General features: G+C 74.8%; 25 protein-coding genes. 16 read left to right on the top strand and 9 right to left on the bottom strand.

Annotated features, from left to right (window positions below):
• Positions 1-7 precede the first annotated feature (7 nt).
• From BLS70_RS02270 to BLS70_RS20635, 5 genes are all read left to right on the top strand, one after another.
• A complete protein-coding gene (locus BLS70_RS02270) occupies positions 8-472 on the top strand; it encodes an NUDIX hydrolase (protein ID WP_091763862.1) in 465 nt (154 codons plus the stop codon).
• A gap of 142 nt (positions 473-614) precedes the next feature.
• Complete coding sequence (locus BLS70_RS02265; RefSeq protein ID WP_091763861.1) at positions 615-818, top strand: hypothetical protein; 204 nt, start codon at positions 615-617, stop codon at positions 816-818.
• A 134-nt stretch (positions 819-952) separates the two neighbouring features.
• Positions 953-1924, top strand: coding sequence for a hypothetical protein (locus tag BLS70_RS02260; RefSeq protein WP_091763860.1), 972 nt, complete (start codon positions 953-955; stop codon positions 1922-1924).
• A 144-nt stretch (positions 1925-2068) separates the two neighbouring features.
• Positions 2069-2482, top strand: a complete 414-nt coding sequence (locus BLS70_RS02255) for a hypothetical protein (RefSeq protein ID WP_091763859.1) — start codon at positions 2069-2071, stop codon at positions 2480-2482.
• A 471-nt stretch (positions 2483-2953) separates the two neighbouring features.
• Complete coding sequence (locus tag BLS70_RS20635; protein ID WP_176946239.1) at positions 2954-3121, top strand: hypothetical protein; 168 nt, start codon at positions 2954-2956, stop codon at positions 3119-3121.
• Positions 3122-3157: 36 nt separating this feature from the next.
• Here the strand turns inward: BLS70_RS20635 and BLS70_RS02250 are convergent, their stop codons facing one another.
• Both BLS70_RS02250 and BLS70_RS02245 read right to left on the bottom strand, forming a co-directional pair.
• Positions 3158-3541 carry a PaaI family thioesterase gene (locus BLS70_RS02250; RefSeq protein WP_091763858.1) on the bottom strand — a complete coding sequence of 128 codons (384 nt, stop codon included), beginning with the start codon at positions 3539-3541 and terminating at the stop codon, positions 3158-3160.
• 55 nt (positions 3542-3596) lie between these two features.
• A complete protein-coding gene (locus BLS70_RS02245; RefSeq protein WP_091763857.1) occupies positions 3597-3791 on the bottom strand; it encodes a DUF421 domain-containing protein in 195 nt (64 codons plus the stop codon).
• A gap of 4 nt (positions 3792-3795) precedes the next feature.
• Here BLS70_RS02245 and BLS70_RS02240 point away from each other — a divergent pair, with 4 nt between their 5' ends.
• A complete protein-coding gene (locus BLS70_RS02240) occupies positions 3796-4224 on the top strand; it encodes a hypothetical protein (RefSeq protein ID WP_091763856.1) in 429 nt (142 codons plus the stop codon).
• Here BLS70_RS02240 and BLS70_RS02235 read toward each other — a convergent pair.
• The gene (locus BLS70_RS02235; RefSeq protein ID WP_091763855.1) at positions 4215-5444 is read right to left on the bottom strand and encodes a cation:proton antiporter domain-containing protein; all 1230 of its coding nucleotides are present in this window, start codon (positions 5442-5444) and stop codon (positions 4215-4217) included. The two genes, BLS70_RS02240 and BLS70_RS02235, sit on opposite strands and share 10 nt — an antisense overlap.
• A 203-nt stretch (positions 5445-5647) precedes the next feature.
• Here BLS70_RS02235 and BLS70_RS02230 point away from each other — a divergent pair, with 203 nt between their 5' ends.
• Positions 5648-6073, top strand: a complete 426-nt coding sequence (locus BLS70_RS02230) for a YciI family protein (protein WP_091763854.1) — start codon at positions 5648-5650, stop codon at positions 6071-6073.
• Positions 6070-7380, top strand: a complete 1311-nt coding sequence (locus tag BLS70_RS02225; RefSeq protein ID WP_255362177.1) for an RNA polymerase sigma factor — start codon at positions 6070-6072, stop codon at positions 7378-7380. Before BLS70_RS02230 ends, BLS70_RS02225 begins: the two co-directional genes overlap by 4 nt.
• 34 nt (positions 7381-7414) lie before the next feature.
• Here BLS70_RS02225 and BLS70_RS02220 read toward each other — a convergent pair whose 3' ends face one another.
• Positions 7415-7912, bottom strand: a complete 498-nt coding sequence (locus BLS70_RS02220) for an SRPBCC family protein (RefSeq protein WP_091763853.1) — start codon at positions 7910-7912, stop codon at positions 7415-7417.
• A gap of 228 nt (positions 7913-8140) precedes the next feature.
• Here BLS70_RS02220 and BLS70_RS02215 point away from each other — a divergent pair, with 228 nt between their 5' ends.
• The 6 genes from BLS70_RS02215 to BLS70_RS02190 all read left to right on the top strand — a co-directional run bounded on the left by BLS70_RS02215 (position 8141) and on the right by BLS70_RS02190 (position 14227).
• Entirely contained in the window at positions 8141-9163 is a 1023-nt protein-coding gene (locus BLS70_RS02215) for an iron ABC transporter substrate-binding protein (RefSeq protein ID WP_091763852.1), read from the top strand.
• A gap of 242 nt (positions 9164-9405) precedes the next feature.
• Positions 9406-10755, top strand: a complete 1350-nt coding sequence (locus BLS70_RS02210) for an ABC transporter permease (protein WP_255362176.1) — start codon at positions 9406-9408, stop codon at positions 10753-10755.
• Complete coding sequence (locus BLS70_RS02205; RefSeq protein WP_091763851.1) at positions 10752-11834, top strand: ABC transporter ATP-binding protein; 1083 nt, start codon at positions 10752-10754, stop codon at positions 11832-11834. The genes BLS70_RS02210 and BLS70_RS02205 overlap by 4 nt, the downstream gene beginning before the upstream one ends.
• Before the next feature lie 49 nt (positions 11835-11883).
• Positions 11884-12699, top strand: a complete 816-nt coding sequence (locus tag BLS70_RS02200; RefSeq protein WP_143030321.1) for an aldolase/citrate lyase/malate synthase family protein — start codon at positions 11884-11886, stop codon at positions 12697-12699.
• Positions 12696-13547 (top strand): NAD-dependent epimerase/dehydratase family protein, encoded by an 852-nt coding sequence (locus tag BLS70_RS02195; protein ID WP_091763850.1) that lies wholly within the window; start codon positions 12696-12698, stop codon positions 13545-13547. Before BLS70_RS02200 ends, BLS70_RS02195 begins: the two co-directional genes overlap by 4 nt.
• On the top strand, positions 13544-14227 hold the full coding sequence (locus tag BLS70_RS02190; RefSeq protein WP_255362175.1) for a glycosyltransferase: 684 nt from the start codon (positions 13544-13546) through the stop codon (positions 14225-14227). The genes BLS70_RS02195 and BLS70_RS02190 overlap by 4 nt, the downstream gene beginning before the upstream one ends.
• A gap of 9 nt (positions 14228-14236) precedes the next feature.
• On the opposite strand, the gene BLS70_RS02185 is transcribed toward BLS70_RS02190, so the two are convergent.
• Both BLS70_RS02185 and BLS70_RS02180 read right to left on the bottom strand, forming a co-directional pair.
• Positions 14237-15697, bottom strand: coding sequence for a glycosyltransferase family 39 protein (locus tag BLS70_RS02185; protein WP_091763849.1), 1461 nt, complete (start codon positions 15695-15697; stop codon positions 14237-14239).
• A 65-nt stretch (positions 15698-15762) separates the two neighbouring features.
• Positions 15763-16068 (bottom strand): hypothetical protein, encoded by a 306-nt coding sequence (locus BLS70_RS02180; protein ID WP_091763848.1) that lies wholly within the window; start codon positions 16066-16068, stop codon positions 15763-15765.
• A 56-nt stretch (positions 16069-16124) separates the two neighbouring features.
• Here BLS70_RS02180 and BLS70_RS02175 point away from each other — a divergent pair, with 56 nt between their 5' ends.
• A complete protein-coding gene (locus BLS70_RS02175; protein ID WP_255362174.1) occupies positions 16125-17063 on the top strand; it encodes a bacteriorhodopsin in 939 nt (312 codons plus the stop codon).
• The gene (locus tag BLS70_RS02170; protein ID WP_091763847.1) at positions 17035-18108 is read left to right on the top strand and encodes a Brp/Blh family beta-carotene 15,15'-dioxygenase; all 1074 of its coding nucleotides are present in this window, start codon (positions 17035-17037) and stop codon (positions 18106-18108) included. Before BLS70_RS02175 ends, BLS70_RS02170 begins: the two co-directional genes overlap by 29 nt.
• Here the strand turns inward: BLS70_RS02170 and BLS70_RS02165 are convergent.
• From BLS70_RS02165 to BLS70_RS02155, 3 genes are all read right to left on the bottom strand, one after another.
• The gene (locus BLS70_RS02165; RefSeq protein WP_091763846.1) at positions 18057-18515 is read right to left on the bottom strand and encodes a GNAT family N-acetyltransferase; all 459 of its coding nucleotides are present in this window, start codon (positions 18513-18515) and stop codon (positions 18057-18059) included. The genes BLS70_RS02170 and BLS70_RS02165 overlap by 52 nt on opposite strands.
• A 65-nt stretch (positions 18516-18580) precedes the next feature.
• Positions 18581-19438, bottom strand: coding sequence for an ABC transporter permease (locus BLS70_RS02160; protein ID WP_091763845.1), 858 nt, complete (start codon positions 19436-19438; stop codon positions 18581-18583).
• Positions 19435-20469, bottom strand: coding sequence for an ATP-binding cassette domain-containing protein (locus BLS70_RS02155; RefSeq protein WP_255362173.1), 1035 nt, complete (start codon positions 20467-20469; stop codon positions 19435-19437). Before BLS70_RS02155 ends, BLS70_RS02160 begins: the two co-directional genes overlap by 4 nt.
• Positions 20470-20561: the final 92 nt, after the last annotated feature.

Raw genomic sequence — 20561 nt, 5'->3', positions numbered from 1 at the left:
CCGGGAGGTGCCGAGGACCAGCGCCGGGATCCTGCTGCACCGGCGCGGACCGGCCGGCCGCGAGGTGCTGCTCGGCCACATGGGCGGGCCCTTCTGGGCGCGCAAGGACGACGGCGCGTGGTCGATCCCGAAGGGGGAGCACGGCCCCGACGAGGACCCGCTCGCCGTCGCCCACCGCGAGTTCACCGAGGAGCTGGGCTCGCCGGTGCCGGCCGCCGACCTGGTGCCCCTCGGGCAGCTGCGCGCCTCGGGGAAGGTGCTCACCGTCTGGGCGGCCGAGGGCGACCTGGACGCGGCGGCCTGCACCAGCAACACGTTCGAGCTCGAGTGGCCGCCGCGCTCGGGCCGCATCCAGGAGTTCCCCGAGATCGACCGGGCGGCCTGGTTCGCGGTCGACGAGGCCAGGGCCAAGCTGGTCGGCGGTCAGGTGCCCTTCCTGGACCGGCTGCTCGAGGCCGTCGGCGGCCCCTGACCCCGCGTGGCCGGCACCAGACCGCCTGCATGACGGTTCGATGACATGTCGTCCCACCGCATGCGGAACGCCTCGGGGTCGCCGGTGGGCCTGTCACTGTTCCCCGGTCCGGTTCCACACCACGCCCATCGGGGAGGCATCCATGACCTGCACGCATTGCGACGCGGTCGAGCAGCGCGGCCGGTTCTGCGTCGGTTGCGGCAAGCGTCTGCCGCCGTCCCCGCTGCCGGCCCGCCGGGCGCGGCTCGCGCCGCAGTACCTGCGCGACGACGACACGCAGCCGGTGCTCCGCTTCAACGTCACCCCGCGCACCCCGCTGGAGCGGCAGAGCGACGCACTGGTCTGACCGGGCCGTTGCACGCGGAGACGCGTGACCGGCCTCACTGCTAGCAAATCGCTTGCAAGAGTTAGCACTCCGCCGGATCGGGGCATGACCCAGACCGTCAGGTCATCCCCGATCCCACGGAGTTGTTCCCAGTCATGACCGACAACACCAAGATCCAGAACCAGCTGCGCGCCCTCGTCCTGCTCACGCAGACCGAGGAGCAGGTCGCCCGGACGCGGATCTCCCAGGCCCGTACCGACGCCGTCCGTCGCGAGCTGACCCAGAACGCCGACAACGCGGCGGCGCGCACCATCGAGATCACCGAGGCGCTGCGTGCCGCCGGCGGCGTCCCTGACGTCGTCACCCCGGCTCTCGGCCGGCTCGCCGCCACCCTGAAGGCGACCTTCGAGCAGGCCGGCCCGCTGGAGGAGGCGCTGCTCACCGACCTGCAGCTCGAGCACCAGCTGCTCGACCGGGCCACCTACGTCAAGGTGCTGGCCGAGACGGCCGGCGAGACGAAGGTCGCGCGCCTGGCCGAGAAGCTCATCGAGGCGCACCGCGCCACCGTCGAGTGGCTGACCGTCGTCCTCGCCGAGGAGGCCATGGGTGGCCCGGCCGCCCTCGTCGCCACCCCGCTGCAGAAGGTCGCCGGCACGGTGGCCCGCGCCGCGGGTGCGCCCGTCCGGTTCGTGCACAACACGGTCAACAGCGCCGTCGACACCGTGCAGCACGCCGGTGAGGAGACCACCGAGCGCCTCGGCGCCGTGGCCGACCGCGCCGCCGCGCTCAGCGGCGCCGTGCGCGAGACGCTCACCGTCAGCCGGGCCGCCGGCCTGCGCCGCGCCGAGCGGATCGCCCAGCGCGAGGGCAACCCGCAGGCCGCACACGCCGCCAAGGCCGCCCGCGAGGAGCTCGGCGACGTCAGCGCCGACGAGCTGCCGATCAAGGGCTACGACTCGATGGCGGCCACCGATGCCGTGAAGGCGATCAAGCAGCTCACGACGCCCCACGACATCAACGTGATCATCCGCTACGAGGAGACCCACAAGAAGCGGTCGAACGTGGCCAGCGCCGCGCAGACCCGCCTGGCCGACCTGGCCAAGGAAGCCGTCGGCGTCTCCAGCTGATCGACGGACCCCGTCCTGACGAGGGCCCGCACCCCGCGAGGGGTGCGGGCCCTCGCCATGTGCGGAGGGTGAAACCGGGTGCCGGACGGGTGACAAGCGCCGCTCCCGGTTTGCCACGCCCGGGAGGCGGGGGACACCTTCCCCATGAGCATCACCCCCGAGGCCCTGGAAGCGGAGTTCTCGCTGTCCACGGCCGCGACCCGACTGGACTTCCTGAGCCGCCGCGACAACGGCGACACCGCCCTGAACACCGTGCGGCACGACGAGGACGAGGACGGCTGGGCGTCGCTCAAGGCCACCGAGACCCAGCTCGACGTGCACGAGTCCCTCGAACTGCTCGCCCTCGGCGAGGTCGTCGCCCGCAAGGCACACGACAGCCGGCTGGTCGGCATCCGCGCGGCGCTGCGCGGCGGCGCCGACTGGGACGAGATCGCCCGGGCGCTGGGCGTCAGCCCCGAGCGGGCCTACGACACCTTCCTGGCCGCGGTCGCGCAGCAGCTCGACAGCGACGCCGCGGCGGCCGCCCGCGAGCTGGCCGGTTCCCGCCCCGGCCGCTGACCCCCCGGAGCGAGCCTCCGGGGGCCCGCTCGAGAGGGCGGGCTACCAGCGCAGCGGCTGGATGGACCGGGACGTCGCGGTGTGGCAGGGCCGGCAGTGGCCCCACGTCACGATGTGGAGCGGAGTGGCCGGCCCGCCGCACTCGGGGCACTCGACCGGCTCCTGGCCCTTGGCGCGGGCCTCGGTGACTTCGGCGGATCGCTCCTCGTGGGCCTTGGCGTCCCCTCGGCAGGGGCATCCGAGATGGTCATCGGCGCATCGTCCGTGCTGAGCGGGAACGGGGTGCCTCCTGGGGCCGACCGCAGCGGAGCACCGTGCGGAGTTCCCCCAGGATACCGGCACGCACCGGCACAGGAACCCGTGAGTGACCAGGAACCTGCTGGGCATCACCCCATGGGGCACCCGCCGCCACGGCAGGACCGCCCGACCCACCCGTCGTCCGCGGGCGGGCCGCTTCCCGAGGAGACGTCGATGTCCAGCCCTGCACCCGATCCCCACGACCCCCACGCCGGACGGCCCACCGGCCGTTCCACGGAGAGCGGGCGCCGTCGCGGCCGGCTGCTGATCCCGGCGGTGTTCATCGGCGTGATCGTGCTGATCTTCCTGTTCATCCTGCTGGTCAGCCAGCTCAACCAGTGAGCGCGGGCCCGGGAGCGCCGGCCCGCGCCCCCGGGCTCAGCCGTGCAGCAGCGCGAAGGTGGCCACGGCGTGCCCGATGGCCTTGCCGTCCTGCTCCACCTCGGCCTCGCAGACGGTCAGGTGCTCGCCCTTGGTGCGCACGCGCGCGGTGACCGACAGCGGGCCGGGCTTCCCCGGGCGCAGGTAGGTCACGGTGAGCTGGCTGGTCGCCGGGACGTCGTCGTCGTCGGTGGCGGTGCGGACCGCCGTCCCCATCGCGGTGTCGACCAGCGTGGCCAGGACGCCGCCGTGCAGCGTGCCGGCCGGGTTGAGGTGATCGGCGGTCACCTCGAACGCGATGCGGGCCGACCCGTCGTCGGCGGCCGCCACGTGCGCCCCCAGTCGCCCCGCGAACCCACCCGATGCCCCGTCGTCAGCCATGCCCCGCCGCTACCCGTGACGTCGGCGGGCACACCTGGACGTGGATCGTCGGCGGCTACGTCGGGCTCCGCACACCGTCCAGCGCCTTCAGGTCGCCCGCGTTCGAGCGGGAGATGACGCTGAGCGACCCATCGGACTCCAGCACCACGGCGGCGATGCTGCCGAGATCCCCGCTGCCCGTCGCTCGCACGGCCTGCCGGACCTCGTCCTCGGTCACCCGCTGCTCGCGCAGGCTCACCGCCTCGGTCACCTGGGTGCTGCAGATCTACCCGGCCCTCGTCCGGCGGCGGGCGCTGGCCGTGCGGCTGGCGGTGCTCCGTCCGGTCGCCCCCGAGGACCTGCTGCACGACCCCGGCTCGAGCCTGGCCGCGCCGCTGCTCGCGGACCTGGGGGCCGAGCTGGTCCAGTTGCGGGTCGACGCCACGCAGTACGCCGGGACGTACTACTTCCGGGACGGTGACGAGGAGGTCGCGCTGCCGGCGATGATCCGGGTCGCGACCTCGCTGGCGGAGACCGGACGGTCCGCGCCGCGTCCTGACGTGCGGGTCGCTGCCGCGCTCCTGGCCGGGGCCGTCGACGACTCCGCCCGGGTGCTCGACGACCAGTTCCTGCACACCGGCGGTGGGACGGCGGAGATCCTGGAGGCCTATGCCAGGGCGCACCAGCGCGCGGCTCACGACTGAGCGCCGGCCCCCTGCCGGTGGGCCGCCCGGCGGCGGTACAGCACCCGCCCGGGAGCCGCGGTGATCCCGTGCACCAGGGTGCTGGCCGCGACGACGAGCGTGCCGGCAGCGAGCACGGTGGGGTCGGCCCCGAGGCGCTCGGCCTCCATCGCCAGGTAGAACAGCGCCGAGACGCCGATCGGGCCGAACCAGCCGAGGTGGACCGCGTCGGGGACCCGCAGCCCCAGCGGCCGGCGGAGCACGAACAGCACCGGCAGCCTGCGGAGGAGCAGGATCGCCACGGCAAGCGCGGGCCCCTGCCAGCCGAGGTCCGCCCACGCCGACCAGGGCAGCGCGGCCCCCACGGCGATGAACAGCGGGATCACCAGGAAGCGGTTGATCGCCTCGTCGATGGGCGCATCGGTGGTCCGCTCGGAACCGGTGGCCACGAGGTTGAACGCCAGGCCGCAGACGAACACCGCGAGCACGCCGTCCACCCGGACGATGCCGGAGAGTCCGAGCACCGCGAAGGCGAGCACGACGGTGAACAGCGCCAGCGGTCCCTGGTCGGTCGAACCGTGCGCCTCACCGGCCCGCAGTGCGCGTCCGCCGAGCCAGCCGAAGGCCGCGCCCAGCGCCACGGCGCCGACGACCTGCCACAGCGACTCGAGCACTGCGGCACCGGTGCCCAGCGGACCCGCCAGCGCGACGGCGAGCAGGACGAGTGGGAGCGCCAGGCCGTCGTTGGCCCCGGACTCCAGGGACAGGACCTGCCTGTCGCGTGCGGGCAGGTCCTCCTCGGCCGGCGCCCCGGTCACGACGTTGGAGGCGAGGACCGGGTCGGTGGGGCACAGAGCGGCGCCGAGCAGCGCGGCGGCACCCAGCCCGACGCCGAGGAAGGCAGCGGACAGGCCCGCGGTGATCAGCGCCATCGCCGGCATCGCCACCGCCAGGAGCAGCAGCACCGGCCGCAGCCGCGAGCGGGCATCCCGGAACGGGTAGCGCAGGGCCACCGACATGACCGAGACAGCCAGGAGCAGCCGGGTGGCGGTGTGCAGCCAGGTCTGGTCCTCGGTCAGCGGCGCCACGGGCAGCAGGTCCAGCACGGCAGGGCCGCACGCGATGCCGACCAGCAGTCCGACCATCGGCTCGGACACCGGGAGGCGGCGCAGCCGGCTGGACAGCGCCGCCACGACGATGCCCAGCAGACCGCCGACGAGCAGCAGGACGTCGATCGTCATGCGGAGCCACTGCCCGATCGTTCTCGCGGCCATGCGACGCCGCTGTCCCAGACGTCACGTGCGTCCGTCGACGTGCCCGGCAGCCGTCGGGAAAATCTTTCTGCGACGTGTCGATTCCGGCGGCGCCCGTTCGACGGAAAGGTAGAGCGGAGCCCACGCCGGGACGAAGAACCGGCCTCCGCCTCCACGACAGGGAGATTCCGATGCGTTTCATGGTGATCGTCAAGGCGACGGAGGACAGCGAGAAGGGCGCCATGCCCAGCCAGGACATGCTGGAGGCGATGGGCGCCTACAACGAGGAGCTCGTCAAGGCCGGGGTCATGCTCGACGGCGACGGGCTGCGGCCGAGCTCCTACGGCGCGCGGGTGCGGTTCGACGACGAGGGCAACGCCAGCGTCATCGACGGTCCGTTCGCCGAGACCAAGGAGCTGGTCTCGGGCTACTGGGTCTTCGAGGTCTCCTCCAAGGAGGAGGCCGTCGAGTGGGCCCGCAGGGCGCCCTTCCGCGGCGGCGAGCTGGAGATCCGCCCCTTCTCCGTCCCCGAGGACTTCGGCGAGGCGTTCACGCCCGAGCTGCAGGAGAAGGAGAACGAGCTGCGGGACACGCTCACGGCCCAGCGCGAGGCGTGAGCACCCCTCCTGCCCCGACGGCGTCGGCGACCGCGGATCTGCACCGCGTCGTCGACGCCGTCTGGCGCATGGAGTCCGCCCGGATCGTCGGTGCGCTGACCCGCGTCACCGGCGACGTCGGCCAGGCCGAGGAGCTGGCGCAGGACGCCCTGGTCGCCGCGCTGGAGCAGTGGCCGGAGTCCGGCGTGCCGGCCAAGCCCGGCGCCTGGCTCATGGCGATCGCCAAGCACCGGGCCATCGACTCCTTCCGCCGGTCGCAGAACCTGCAGCGCAAGACCGTCGAGCTGGGCCGCGAGCTCGTCCAGCAGGAGGGGGTCGAGGAGGACTGGGCCGCCGCGCTGGACGAGGTCGTGGAGGACGACGTCCTGCGGCTGGTCTTCATCTCCTGCCACCCCGTGCTCTCCCGCGAGGCCCGGGTGGCGATGACCTTGCGCCTGGTCGGCGGCCTCGCGACCGACGAGATCGCCCGCGCCTTCCTGGTGCCCGAGAAGACGCTGGCGCAGCGGATCGTGCGGGCCAAGCGGACCCTCACCGCCGCCCGCGTGCCCTTCGAGATGCCCACCGGGGCCGACTTCGGCGCCCGCCTCTCCTCGGTGCTGGAGGTGCTCTACCTCGTGTTCAACGAGGGGTACGCCGCCACCGCGGGGGAGGACCTCACCCGTCCGGCCCTCTGCCAGGAGGCGATGCGGCTGGGCCGCATCCTCGCCGGGCTGGTACCGGAGGAGTCCGAGGTGCACGGACTGCTGGCCCTCATGGAGCTGCAGGCCTCGCGGCTGGCCGCCCGCATCGGTCCGGACGGCGAGTCGGTGCTGCTGGCCGACCAGGACCGCTCCCGGTGGGACCGCGTGCTGGTCAACCACGGGCTGGCGGCCCTGGACCGCGCGAGGGAGACCGCCGCCGGTGCGCTCGGGCCCTACGCGCTGCAGGCGGGGATTGCCGCCTGCCACGCCCGCGCCCGCAGCGTCGAGGAGACCGACTGGGCGGGCATCGCCGGGCACTACGAGGCGCTCGCCGCGCTCAACCCGTCGCCGGTGATCGAGCTGAACCGCGCCGTCGCCGTCTCCCGCGCCTACGGGCCCGCCGCCGGGCTGGAGCTGGTGGACCGGCTGCTCGACGTCCCGGCGCTCAGCAGCTACCACCTGCTGCCCGCGGTCCGCGGCGACCTGCTCGTGTCGCTGGGGCGCGACGACGAGGCGCGGGCGGAGTTCGAACGGGCAGCGGGGCTGACCCGCAACGAGCGGGAGCGGGCGCTGCTGCTGGGCCGGGCGGCCGACTGCGGCGGGCCGGCCGGGCTGCCGACCGACTGACCGGGACGGCGCCGGAGGCGGGCGCTGCGCGGCGTCAGCGCCCGCCGGGACCGGGGCCCGCGCCCTCCGCGGCCAGGCGGAGCCGCTCCAGCGTCGTCCGCATGCCCTCGGCGAGCGCGGCCCGCCGGTCGCCCGCGGCGAACACCTTCTCGATGACGAACCAGCCGAGTCGGCGCACCGGGCGGAGCACCTCGTAGCTCTCGGTGACCCGGGTGCCGCCGGTCACCGGCTCGAACCGGTAGCGCCAGACGATGGTCCCGGCGAAGGGCTCGGTGCGGGAGAAGGCGAATTCCCGGCCGGGGTCCGCCACGACGACCTCGGGGCGGTTCTTCCACCTCTTGCCCGCCGCGGTGGTGTTCACGGCCTCGAAGCGCGCACCCACCGCCGGGCCGTCGGCGCCGTCCAGCCACCGGCAGCTCACGATGTCCGGACTGAACTCCGGCGTCCGGGTCACGTCCGCGACCAGGGCGTAGACCTCGTCCGGCGGAGCGGCGACGACGGTGCTGGCCTCGTCACGGTCGAGTGTCTGCACGGCGGGCTCCTCAGCGTGCGGAGGCGGCCCGGTCGGGCGCCGGGCCGTGGCCAGACGGTGTCCCTCGCGCCCGGGTTCGTCAACGCTCCCGGGCACGGGCCCGCATCCGGGTGCCCGCGGGCAGCGGTGGGGGAGCCGAGGCACCCGCGGTTGCACGGGCACGTCATGCTTAGGTGTGCCTTGCCATACCGGTAGGGTGCCGGGCCCGATGCAGGAGGACTTCCACACGTGACCAGGCCGCGCCGGGTGCTCACCGGTCTGCTGACTTCCGCCACCGTCCTCGTCGCGCTCGCCGCGTGCGGGGACTCGCAGGCGTCGGACACCGAGACCCTCACCGTCTACAGCGCCCAGCACGAGAGCCTGGTCCGGACCATGCTCGAGGGGTTCACCGACGAGACCGGCATCGAGCTGGAGTTCCGCGACGCCAACGACTCCGAGCTGGCCAACCAGATCGTGCAGGAGGGCAAGGCCTCGCCGGCCGACGTCTTCCTCACCGAGAACAGCCCGTCGATCGACGTCGTCGACAAGGCCGGGCTGCTCGCGCCGATCGACCCGGAGACCGCCGAGCAGGTGGAGGAGCGCTACCGCCCCGACTCGGGCAACTGGACCGGCTTCGCCGCGCGCTCGACGGCGCTGATCTACAACCCGGCGGAGATCCCCGAGAGCGAGCTCCCCGCCTCGATGCTCGACCTCGCCGACCCGGCCTGGGAGGGCCGCGTGGCGATCGCCGCCGGCGGCGCCGACTTCCAGGCCATCGTCAGCGCGGTCCTCGCGCTGGAGGGCGAGGACGCCACCCGCGAGTGGCTCACCGGCCTGGAGCGCAACGCCGAGATCTACGCGAGCAACACCGCCATCATGAAGGCCGTCGACGAGGGCGAGGTCCCGCTCGGCATCACGTACCACTACTACTGGTTCCGCGACCAGGCCCAGGAGGGCCTCGTCGGCGACGACGCCGAGCTGCACTACTTCCGCAACCAGGACCCCGGCGCCTTCGTCAGCGTCTCCGGTGCCGGCGTGCTGGCCTCCTCCGACCAGAAGGACGCCGCCCAGCGCCTGGTCGCCTGGCTGACCAGCCCCCAGGCGCAGGAGCGGCTGGCCGAGAGCACGGCGCTGGAGTACGCCGTCGGCGTCGGGGCGGACTCGGCCGAGGCGCTGCCGCCGCTGGCCGAGCTGCAGGCACCCGAGGTCGACCCGGGTTCGCTGGACGCCGAGCTCGTCACCGAGCTCATGCAGGACGTGGGGCTCCTCTGACCACCTCCGAGCTGCGGGCCCCGGCCCCCGGTCCGCCCGCGGCGGACCGGGGGTCCGGCGCGTCCGGGCGCCGGCTGCGGCGCTCCCCGGTCACCGTCGCGCTCGCGCTGGCCGTCGCCGCGCTCGCGCTGCTGCCGCTGGGCTACATCGTCTGGTACTCGGCCGATCTCGGGTGGGCGGGGATCCGCGAGCTGGTCCTCCGGCCGCGGGTCGGCGAGCTGCTGTGGAACACCCTCCGTCTCGTGCTGGGCACCGTGGTCTGCTGCGGGGTGCTCGGCGTGGGGGCCGCCTGGCTGGTCGAGCGCTCGTCGGTGCCCGCCCGCCGGATCTGGCACGTCCTGCTGGTCGCCCCGCTGGCCGTGCCGGCATTCGTGAACAGCTACGCGTGGATCTCGCTGCTGCCCGGCCTGGACACCTACGCCGGTGCGCTGCTGGTCGTCACCCTCTCCTACTTCCCGTTCGTCTACCTGCCGGTCGCCGCCGCCTTCCGCGGGCTGGATCCGGCCCTCGAGGACACCGCCCGCGGGCTCGGACTCTCGACCTGGGCGGTCTTCCTCCGGGTCCAGCTGCCCCAGCTCCGGGTGGCCCTGCTGGGCGGCGGACTGCTCGTCGCGCTGCACCTGCTCGCCGAGTTCGGCGCCCTGCAGATGCTGCGTTACCCGACCTTCACCACCGCGATCTACGACCAGTACCGCGCCACCTTCAACGGTCCGGGCGCGACCATGCTGGCCGGCGTCCTGGTGCTGCTCTGCCTGGTCCTGCTGATCGCCGAGATCCGGCTGCGCGGACGGCGGGGCTACGCGCGCAGCGGCCGCGGCGCCCCGCGCCCGGTCCGGCCGGTCGCCCTGCGCCGGCTCACCGCACCGGCGCTGCTCGCGCTGGGCACGCTCGTCGGACTGGCCGTCGCGGTCCCGCTGTGGAGCCTGGGCTACTGGATGGCGCGCGGGGCGGGCTCCGCCGTCGACTGGGCGGACCTCGGCTCCACGACGTCGACCACGCTGGGGCTGGCGGCGGCCGCGGCGGCGATCACCACGGCGATGGCGCTGCCCGCCGGCTGGCTCGCGGTGCGGGCACGCGGGCGGGTCGCCACGCTGCTCGAGCGCAGCACCTACCTCGGCAGCTCCGTGCCGGGCATCGTCGTGGCCCTCGCCCTGGTGACCGTGAGCATCCGGGTCACGCCGTGGCTCTACCAGACGGTGCCGGTGCTCCTGGCCGCCTACGCGATCCTGTTCCTGCCGCGGGCCATCGTGACCGTCCGGTCGGCCGTCGAGCAGGCGCCACCCCTCTACGACGACGTCGCCGCGTCGCTGGGTGCCTCGGCCCCCGACCGGCTCCGTCGCATCACCCTGCCGCTGCTGGCCCCCGGCATCGGCGCCGGGGCCGCGCTGGTCTTCCTCGCCGTCGTCACCGAGCTCACCGCCACCCTGCTGCTCGCGCCCACGGGAACGCGCACGCTGGCCACCGCGTTCTGGGCGGCGAGCAGCGCGGTGGACTACGGAGCGGCCGCCCCCTACGCGGTGATCATGGTGCTGCTCTCGGCACCTGCCACCGTCCTGCTGTCCCGAGACGCCCGACGAGGTCTGACCACATGAGCACCCTGACCGTGACCGGCCTGTGCAAGTCCTACGCGGCCGGCGTCCCCGTGCTCGACGGGGTGGACCTGCACGTGCCCAGCGGCAGCTTCACGGCGCTCCTGGGCCCGTCCGGCTGCGGGAAGACGACGCTGCTGCGGCTGATCGCCGGGTTCGACGACCCCGATGACGGCACCGTGGTGGTCGGGGACCGGACGGTGGCCGGTGGCCCCGGGCGCAGCGTCGCCGCACGGAGTCGAGGCATCGGCTTCGTGCCCCAGGAGGGCGGCCTGTTCCCGCACCTGACGGTGGCCGGCAACATCAGCTTCGGGCTGCCGCGCCGGCAGCGGCGCGAGGGGAGCCGGGTCCGCGAACTGCTCGGCCTCGTCGGCCTGGACGCCGCGCTGGCCGACCGCTCGCCGCACCAGCTCTCCGGCGGGCAGCAGCAGCGGGTGGCGCTCGCCCGGGCGCTGGCGCCCGCGCCGTCCCTCGTGCTGCTCGACGAGCCGTTCTCCTCGCTCGACGCCACGCTGCGGGAGGAGACCCGGCTCGCCGTCTCCGCCGCGCTGGACGCGATCGGCGCCACCGCGGTGCTGGTCACCCACGACCAGGCCGAGGCGCTGTCGATGGCCGACCAGGTCGCGGTGCTGCGGCACGGGCGGCTGGTGCAGCTGACCGACCCCCGGACCCTGTACCGCAATCCTCAGGACCTCGACGTGGCGACGTTCGTGGGCGAGGCCGTCGTCCTCGACGCCGACGTGCGCGCGGGGACGGCGCACTGCGCGCTCGGCGCGGTGCCCGTCGACGGAAGCCACCCCGACGGGCGGGCGCGGGTGCTGCTCCGACCCGAGCAGTTGCGTCTCTCCGCCCCGGGGACGGAGCCGGGCTCGGTCGTGGCACGGATCGGCGGGGTCGACTTCTTCGGGCACGACGCCCGGGTCCGGCTGGTCCTCCCGGGGGCGGGGACCGTGAGCGCACGGCTGGTCGGTGCGGACCTGCCGTCGACGGGCGAGGAGGTCGCCGTGACCGTCCTCGGGTCCGCGCAGGCCTTCCCGCCGTCCGCGGCCGACGACGTGCCGCACCCCGCCCTGTCGGCCTGACCGGCCCGTCGGCCGCGCCCGCCGATAAGGGAAGCCTAAGCTGACCGCCGTGGACCTCTTCCTCTTCTCCGTCGATCCCCTCCGGGGCGGCGACGTCGTCGCCGCCGGGGCGGCCGGGATCGTCGTGGACTGGGAGCGCCGGGGCAAGGAACGGCGGCAGCTGGGCGAGGGCACCCAGATCAGCACCGACACCCCCGAGGACCTGTCCCGGATGCGGGCGGCCACCGACGGCCGGGTCATCTGCCGGCTCAACGGCTACGGCCCCTGGACGGGGGACGAGGTCGAGGACGCGATCGCCCGCGGCGCCGACGAGCTGCTGCTGCCGATGGTGCGGACGGCGGAGTCGGTCGACCGGACCCTGGACCTGGTCGCGGGCCGGTGCGGCCTGGGCATCCTGATCGAGACGCAGGACGCGGTGGCCGCGGCCGCCGAGCTCGCCGCCCGCCCGCTGTCGCGGATCTACGTGGGGCTCAACGACCTGCGCATCGACCGCCGGTCCGACCAGCTCTTCCGGCCCCTCGTCGACGGCACCGTGGACGCGGTCCGCGCCGCGGTCACCCAGCCCTTCGGGGTCGGCGGGCTGACGCTGCCCGGCGGCGGCTTCCCCGTGCCCGGCGAGGTGCTCGCCGCCGAGCTCGTCCGGCTGCGCACCGACTTCACCTTCCTGCGCCGGTCCTTCACCGCCGACATGCAGGGCCGCGACCCCTGGGTCGAGGTGCCCCGGCTGCTGGCGCACCTGGCCGACCTGCGCCGCGCGGACCCGGTAGCGGCGGAGACCAACCGGCAGCGGCTCCTGGCGGTCACCCGGCCGGTGGCCCCGGTGTCGCCGTCGCCGGACCCGGTCGGCGTGGGTTCCTCGGCGTGAGAGCCGTGGTCACCGGGGGCGGCGGCTTCGTCGGCCGTCACCTGGTGCACCGGCTGCGCGCGGACGGCTGGGACGTCGTGCCGCTCGGCCGGGAGCAGGTCGACCTGGCCGACCCGGCGGCGGGCGCGGCCGCGGTGCGCGCGGCCGACCCGGACGTCGTGTTCTCCCTCGCCGCCGGGCGCGCCAAGGCGACCCCCGGGGAGCGGGCAGCCACCGTGACGGTCAACACCAGCCCGTGGCTGGTGGACGCCCTGCCCGACCGGTGCCGCACCGTCGTCCGGCTGGGGTCCTCGACCGAGTACGCGGCCTCCTCCGTGCCCCTCACCGAGCAGGCCGCCCTGGAGCCGAGGGGCTTCTTCGGTGCGACCAAGGCCGCGGGCTCGCTGCTGCTGCAGGCCGCGGCCGCCGAGCGGGGCGTGCGGGCGGTGGTCCTGCGCGCGTTCCAGGTCTACGGCCCGGGTGACCACCCGACCCGGTTGGTCCCCGTCGTCCTCGAGGCGGCGCGCACCGGCGGCACCGTGCCCCTGCCGCCGCACCTCAGCCGGCGGGACTGGGTGTGGGTGGGCGACGTCGTCGAGGCGTGCCTGCGTGCCGCCCTGCAGGAGGACCTGTCCCCGGGTGTGGTGCTCAACATCGGCACCGGGGTGCAGACCAGCACCGAGGAGCTGGTGGAGACCGCCGCCCGGGTCACCGGCCGGCCGATCGCCACGACCCCCGGCGCCCATCCGGGCCGGCACTGGGACACCGCGGACTGGGTCTGCGACCCCACCGCGGCGCGCCGCCTGCTGGGCTGGACGCCGACGGTCGACCTGGCCGAAGGGCTCGCCCGCACCTGGGCGCGGTCGTGAGCCGGCGGATCGCGGTCGTCGTGCCGGTGTACGGCAACGCGGCCACGCTCCGGCCCCTCGCCCAGCGCGTCGCGGCCGCGCTGGACGGGCGGGACTGGCGGCTGCGCCTGGTCATCGACGCCTCGCCCGACGACAGCGCAACCGTCGCCGCGTCCCTGGCGGCGCAGGACCGGCGGATCGCGGTCAGCGGGCTCACCGTCAACGGCGGTCAGCACGCGGCGATCGCCCACGGCCTGGCCGTCGAGGAGGACGCCGACGTGTGGGTCTGCCTCGACGCGGACCTGCAGGACCCGCCCGAGGCCGTGCCGCTGCTCCTCGACCGCCTCGCGGAGGGCGGCGTCTCGGCGGTCTTCGCCGGACGGCGGGGGCGCTACGAGTCGCCCGTGCGACGGGTCACCGGTGACCTGCACCGGCGGCTGGCCGCCCGGCTCACCGGGCTGCCGGCCGACGCGGGCGCCTTCCTGGCGATGGACCCGGTCGTCCGCGACGCGGTCGTGACCGCGGTGCGCGACCAGGGTGCGCCCAGCGTCGTCCTCGCGGTGGCCCGGGCCGGTTGCCCGGTCACCAGCGTCCCGGTCGAGCGGGACCTCCGCACGGAGGGCCGGTCGGCCTGGACCGCCCGGGCGCGGCTGCGCCAGTCGGTCCGTTCGCTGGCCTGGGCGCTGCGCTCCCGACGCTGACCGGCCCGGTCAGTCGCCGGCCTCCCAGCGCTGCAGTACCAGCCGGGTCTGCGTGCCGCGGAAGCCCTGCTCGTCGACGAGCCGGAGACCCGCCTCCCGGAGGATCTCGTCGTCGTCGGTCGGTTCCGGCACCCCGTCGATCACCCGCCGGACCAGCCACACCCGGTCGGCGTCGGCCGGCGCGTCGTCCGGGGGGAGGACGAGGTCGGCACGCAACCGCGGCGCCAGGGTGCGCACGTAGTGGTCCAGGCCGATCGCCGAGCGTTGGTCCGCGGCCACGACGGGTTCCCCGGCGACCTGCACGTCGGCCAGAACTCGCACCAGGTCGTCGGCGCGCTCCCGGGGCTCCCGGTCGGCCAGCGGGACGCTGGCGAGCAGCGCGCAGCCGAGCAGCAGGCCGGCGAGCGGACCGCGGGCACCGCGCGGCACCGCCAGCGCACCGGCAGCGGCCAGGACGCCGAGCCCCAGGAGCCCGGCGAGGAGGTAGCGCGGGTGGTAGACGGGGCGCAGGAACTCGGCGCCCGCCAGGAGGAGCAGGGGCACGCAGGTCCACGCCAGCCCCAGCACCCGCAGCTCGCGACCGCGGCTGCCGCCGCCCCGCACCGCGCCGATGACCGCCAGCCCGACGGCGAGGAAGAGCAGCGGCGTCCGGCCGCCGGCCCAGGCCTCGACCGCGTAACCCAGCAGGCGGCCGTCGGTGTCGCGCAGGTGCTCGGCGTTGCGCGAGCCGGTGCCGTTGAGCACGTTCAGCCCGACGAGCAGGCAGGTGGGCAGCGCGGCGACGGCGCCGACGAGGACGACCGGCAGGGCGCGGCGCCCGCGGAGCACCACCGCGGCGACGACGAACGCCGCGAGGACGGTGACCGCGTACCAGTGGGCCAGGCCCATGCCGGCGCCGGCCAGGCCGAGGAGTACCAGCCCCCGCGGCGGCTCCTGCAGCCAGCGGACGAGGGCCAGCGCGGTGGCCCCGGTCGCGAGGACGGCGAGCCCGTAGCTCCGGGCCTCGACCGAGTGCAGGACCAGCAGGGGGCTCGCGGCCAGCAGGAGCCCGGCCAGGACGCCGGTCGCGGTGCCGCCCAGTCGCGCCACCGCCCGGGTGACCAGCGCCAGTCCGCCGGCGGTCGCCAGGAGGGAGAGGACGCGCAGCGAGGTGTCGCCGCCCAGCCCCGGCACGGACATCCAGGCGTGGACCACCACGTAGTACGGCGCGTTGTACGACGGCGGGACGCCGGCGAGGTAGCTGGTCACGCCCTCGCCGCGCACGATCGCGGTCAGGATGTCCCCGAGCGACCGCCGGCCGACCTCCGCGGTGAACAGCTCGTCGAACCACAGCCCGTGCCCGGGGAGCAGCAGCAGGACGCCGAGGGCCACCACCAGCACGGGCGGGGCCAGCTCGACCGGGGACCAGCGCGGTGGCCGGCACCGGTCGGGAGGTGCGGTCGGCGCGGGGTGCTCCCGGGTCGCCGTCACGGCCCGAGATTAGGCGACGACCGGCCGGTTCCCGGTGGGTGCCGACGTGTCGCCCGGAGCCCTGCTCAGGGCAGGCGGGCGAGCAGGGCCCGGGCCAGGGTGACGACGGCGGGATCGGGAGCCGGGCGTGTGGCGGCCGCGCGCAGCAGCTCGGCCAGCGGACCGGCGAGGGCAGGGGAGAACGCGGTGATCCACGCGCCGGACCCCGCGCGCGCCTCGGCCACGTGCTCGGCGCCACCGTCGGCCCGGTGGGCGACCACCTCCGGGCGAGAGGCCAGCAGTCCGGCCGGCCGCCAGTCGCCCGGCGTCGTCCGCCCGGCCAGCTGCTCGATCCGGTCGGCGGCACTCAGCAGTGCGGTGGCGTCGTCCACCGGCGCATCGTCGCCGGTCGGCGGTTGTGCCCGATCGTCGGGGGTAGCGGCGCCCCGTGGACGTCTACGACACCCCGACGATCGAGCTGCAGACGATGCCCCTCGGCCTCTACGACGTGGTGCAGCTCGCGCTGCTGGGGGCCGGCTTCGCGCTGCTGGCCTACTTCCTCTACTCGCTGATCAGCATGAACGAGGTGTCCGCCCGGTACCGGCCCTCGGCCTACGCCGCGGTGTGCCTGGCGGCGGTGGCCGCGCTGGCCTACGCGCTGCTCTACAGCGACTGGGACTCCGGCTTCCGGCTCCAGGGGGAAGTCTGGGTGCCCACGGAGGAGGCGCGGAACTCCGTCGGCACGCGCTACATCGACTGGTCGATCACGGTGCCGCTGCTGACCGTCGAGCTGCTCGCGGTGTGCTCGATCGCCGGCGCCCGGGCGCGGAACCTGCGCTTCACGACCATGGGCGCGGCCTGGCTCATGATCGTCACCGGCTACTTCGGCTCGCAGGTGATCGCCGACGGGCGCGACCGCACCGCCCTGGTCGTCTGGGGGCTGATCAGCACCGTCTTCTTCGTCTACCTGGCCGTCGCCCTCATCGGTGCCGTGCGCGCCTCGCTGCCGACGATGGGCACCGAGGCCGCGGCCAGTCTGCGCAACGCCACGATCGTGCTGTTCAGCAGCTTCGGGATCTACCCGCTGATCTACGCGATCCCCGTCTTCGTGGACGTGACCCCGGCCTGGCTGACCGCCATCCAGGTCGGCTACAGCGCCACCGACGTCGTGGCCAAGGTCGGCTTCGGCGTGCTGATCCACAAGGTCGCCAAGCTGCGCACCGCCGAGGACGTCGCCGCGGGCACCGACACCCATCCCGAGCCGGTCTGGTCCTCGCACGTGCACAAGAGCGACGGCGTGCTGCCCGAGGTCGGGCGGATGTCGTCGTCCGTGGTCTCCCGGCTCCGGGGGGACGCGGGTGGCGGGGAGGTGCACCACGAGGGCTGACCGGGCGGGTGCCCGGCCCGGGGGCGCCCGCCTCGACGAGCCGTCCGCGGAGCACGCCGGGGCGCCGCGGGACCTGATCGCCGTACCGGCCGCGCTCGCGACGGCCGTGTCGACGACGGGGGTGGCCGCCGTGCTCGCCGTCGAGGTGCTGGTGCCCGGAGGCTGGGGTGCTGCGGCCTGGGTCCCCCTGGTCGCCGGGCTCCTCCTCGGGCTGCCGCACGGCGCGGTCGACCACCTCCTGCCGTCGTACCGGCTCCACTGGCGCCCGGTGGGGCTGCTCGCTTTCGCAGCGGGCTACGCCGCCCTCGCCGCTCTCGCGTGGGCGGTGTTCACCGCCGCCCCGGGGCCGGGCCTGCTGGTCTTCGTGCTCGTGTCGGCCTGGCACTTCGGGACCGGGGAGACGGCCTTCGCCGACCTGCGTGCCGGAGGCGTCCCGGTGCCGAGGCCGATCGCGGCGAGCGTGCTGGGCGCGCTCGTGCTGCTGGTACCGCTGGCCCGGGGATCGAGCGAGGTGGCGGCGATCTCCGCCGCGGTCGTACCGGGCTGGGACGGCCAGCTGCCCGGCGCCGTCCGCGTCGCTGTCCTCGCTGTCGTGCTCCCGGCCGCCGTCCTGCTAGCAGGGGTGTCGGCCGCACGGCGTCGGTGGCTGGAGGCGGGGGAGGTGCTGCTGCTGCTCGCCCTGGTGCTCGTCGTCCCCCCGGCGGCCGCCTTCGGGACCTGGTTCGGCACCTGGCACGCGGTACGTCACGTCGCGCGGGTGGTCGCCGAGGACCCGGCGGGGGCCGCCGACCTGCGCGCGGGCCGGCTGGCTCCGTCCCTGCGCCGTTTCGCGGTGGCTGCCGCGGCGCCCACGGTGGCGGTCCTCGTCGTCCTGACCCTGCTCTGGTCCGCGGCGGACGGCTGGCGCGGGTTCGTCGCGGCCTACCTGCCGTTGCTGGCGGCCCTCACGGTGCCGCACGTGCTGGTGGTCGCCTGGTTGGACCGCTCGGCTGCTCAGGCCGGCTCGCGCCGCATGGGCACGTGCGGGATGCCGTCCTCGACGTAGCCGGGGCCGCTGCGGCGGAAGCCGAACCGCTCGTACCAGCCCTCGAGGTGCGCCTGCGCGCCGAGGGTGAGCGGGACGGCGCCGTGGTCGGCGATGCCCTGCCCGATCAGCCGGGCGGCCAGCCCCGCGCCCCGGAACGCCGGCGCGGTCGCCACCCGCCCGATCGCGCGGGTCGCGCCGTCGTCCAGGACGCGGATGGTGGCCGCGACCTCGCCGTCGACCTCGAACCACAGGTGCTCCGTCCGAGGCTCCAGGTCCCGGCCGTCGAGCTCCGGGTAGGGGCACTGCTGCTCCACGACGAAGACGTCGACCCGCAGGCGGCACAGCCGGTAGACCTCGAACGGGGTGAGCTCGGCGAACCGGGCCCGCCGGAGTCGCGGCTGAGCATCAGAAGGAGCAACGGACACCCGGCCATCCTTCAGGGTCCCGCGCCGAGCCTGCGAGGCGAGGGGGGGGAAGGATGGTTCTTCTGTCAGGAGCGGTTGCCGTACCGGCGCATGGTCAGCGGGCCGAGCACGGCGACGAGCAGGGCCGACCAGAGCAGCACCATGCCGACGTCGCCGGCCATCGCCTCGCCGTGCATGAGCCCGCGCACCGCCGTCACCAGGTGGGAGACCGGGTTGACATCGACGAACGCCTGCAGCCAGCCGGGCATGGTCGAGGGGTCGACGAAGATGTTGCTGCCGAAGGTGAGCGGCGTGATGACCAGCATCGACCAGCCCATCACCGCATTGGGCGTCTGCAGCCGCAGGGCCAGGAACGTCCAGATCCAGCCCAGCGCGAAGGCGAACACCAGCAGCAGACCCACGGCGCCGAGCACGCCGAGCGGCCCGCCGTCAGGGCGGAAGCCCAGCAGCAGCCCCAGCGAGATGATCACCGCCGAGGCGAGCGTGAACCGCAGGACGTCGCCGAGCAGTGCGCCGACCAGCGCCGAGGGCCGCCACACCGGCAGCGAGCGGATGCGGTCGAAGACGCCCTTCTCGATGTCGGTGTTCAGCGCGACGCCGGTGTACATCGTGATCATCAGGATGCTCTGCACGAGGATCCCGGGCAGGAAGAACTGGATGTAGGCGTCCACCGAGCCGGCCAGGGCGCCGCCGAACAGGAACGTGAAGATCAGCGTCATCATCACCGGGAAGGCGGTGACGTCGAACAGCTGCTCGGGCACGTGCTTGATCCGCAGCAGCGTCCGCCAGCCGAAGGTGGCGGAGGCGGCGAGCGGGCCCTGCGGCCGCGGCCGGGCGCCGGCGACCAGCGCCTCGTGCACCGCGGCGGTGTCCGGCGTCCAGTGCTGCTGGGTCGGAGTCGGCGTGCTGGCGACGGCGGTCATGCCGGGGTCTCCTCGGAGGTGGCGCCGTCGCGGGACGGCGGGACGGTCTCGGCGGTGTGCCCGGTGAGCGCGAGGAAGACCTCGTCCAGGCTGGGCTGGCCGAGCGCGTACTGCGCCAGGCCGATGTCGGCGTCCTCGAGGGCGGTGAGGGCGCGGGCGACCGGTCCGGCGTCGCCGATGGCGGCGGTGAGCCCGGCCGGGTCGCTCTGCTCGCGGACCTCCACACCCAGCACCCGCGTCAGGAGGTCGCGGGCGTCGGCGCGCTGGTCGGGCCGTCGCACCCGCACCTGGAGGGTCCCGGTGCCGACCGAGGCCTTGAGCTCGCCCGGGCTGCCTTCGGCGACCACGCGTCCGGCGTCGATGACCGAGATGCGGTCGGCGAGCTGGTCGGCCTCGTCCAGGTACTGGGTGGTGAGGAGGACCGTCGTCCCGCCGCGCACCAGGGCGCGGATGACCTCCCACACCTGGTTGCGGCTGCGCGGGTCCAGCCCCGTGGTGGGCTCGTCGAGGAAGATCAGGTCGGGCCGGACGACGATGCTCGCGGCGATGTCGATGCGCCGCCGCATGCCGCCGGAGTACTTCTTCACCTGCTTGCCGGCGGCGTCGGTCAGGCCGAAGGCGTCCAGCAGCTGCTCGGCCCGGGCCCGCCCCTCCGCTCGGGGGTAGCCGAGCAGCCGCGCGAGCAGGCGGAGATTCTCGTCGCCGGTGAGGTCCTCGTCCAGCGAAGCGAACTGGCCGGTCAGGCTGACGCGGGCGCGCACGGCGTCGGCTTCCCGGACCACGTCGTGACCGAAGACCCGGGCGGTGCCCTCGTCGGGCCGGATCAGCGTGGCCAGCATGCGGATGGTCGTCGTCTTGCCCGCGCCGTTGGGTCCCAGGAACCCGTGCACGCCACCGCGCGGGATGACCAGGTCCACGCCGTCGACGGCGCGCGTGGCGCCGAACCGCTTGACCAGGCCCTCGGTCTCGATGGCGGGCTCCTCGGCCGGACGTCCGGGGCCCCGGACCGCGGCAACCTCTGCGATCGTCACTGCGCCTCCTGTGCTCCTCGTGCGCGCCGGGTGGCCGCACGGGAGAAGAGACGCCGGAGGCGCGGGGAACTCATCGGCGGCCGTTCCCGTGG

The organism is Blastococcus aurantiacus, assembly GCF_900102425.1.
Taxonomy (GTDB): domain Bacteria; phylum Actinomycetota; class Actinomycetes; order Mycobacteriales; family Geodermatophilaceae; genus Blastococcus; species Blastococcus aurantiacus.
Note: the sequence above shows the minus strand (reverse complement) of the source record. Positions and strands in the feature narration are given on the sequence as shown.

Excerpts from the sequence above, each read along its gene's own strand:
- BLS70_RS02265 (WP_091763861.1), top strand. The coding sequence starts at position 615 with ATGACCTGCACGCATTGCGACGCGGTCGAGCAGCGCGGCCGGTTCTGC.
- BLS70_RS02260 (WP_091763860.1), top strand. The coding sequence starts at position 953 with ATGACCGACAACACCAAGATCCAGAACCAGCTGCGCGCCCTCGTCCTG.
- BLS70_RS02255 (WP_091763859.1), top strand. The coding sequence starts at position 2,069 with ATGAGCATCACCCCCGAGGCCCTGGAAGCGGAGTTCTCGCTGTCCACG.
- BLS70_RS20635 (WP_176946239.1), top strand. The coding sequence starts at position 2,954 with ATGTCCAGCCCTGCACCCGATCCCCACGACCCCCACGCCGGACGGCCC.
- BLS70_RS02250 (WP_091763858.1), bottom strand. The coding sequence starts at position 3,541 with ATGGCTGACGACGGGGCATCGGGTGGGTTCGCGGGGCGACTGGGGGCG.
- BLS70_RS02235 (WP_091763855.1), bottom strand. The coding sequence starts at position 5,444 with ATGACGATCGACGTCCTGCTGCTCGTCGGCGGTCTGCTGGGCATCGTC.
- BLS70_RS02230 (WP_091763854.1), top strand. The coding sequence starts at position 5,648 with ATGCGTTTCATGGTGATCGTCAAGGCGACGGAGGACAGCGAGAAGGGC.
- BLS70_RS02205 (WP_091763851.1), top strand. The coding sequence starts at position 10,752 with ATGAGCACCCTGACCGTGACCGGCCTGTGCAAGTCCTACGCGGCCGGC.
- BLS70_RS02160 (WP_091763845.1), bottom strand. The coding sequence starts at position 19,438 with ATGACCGCCGTCGCCAGCACGCCGACTCCGACCCAGCAGCACTGGACG.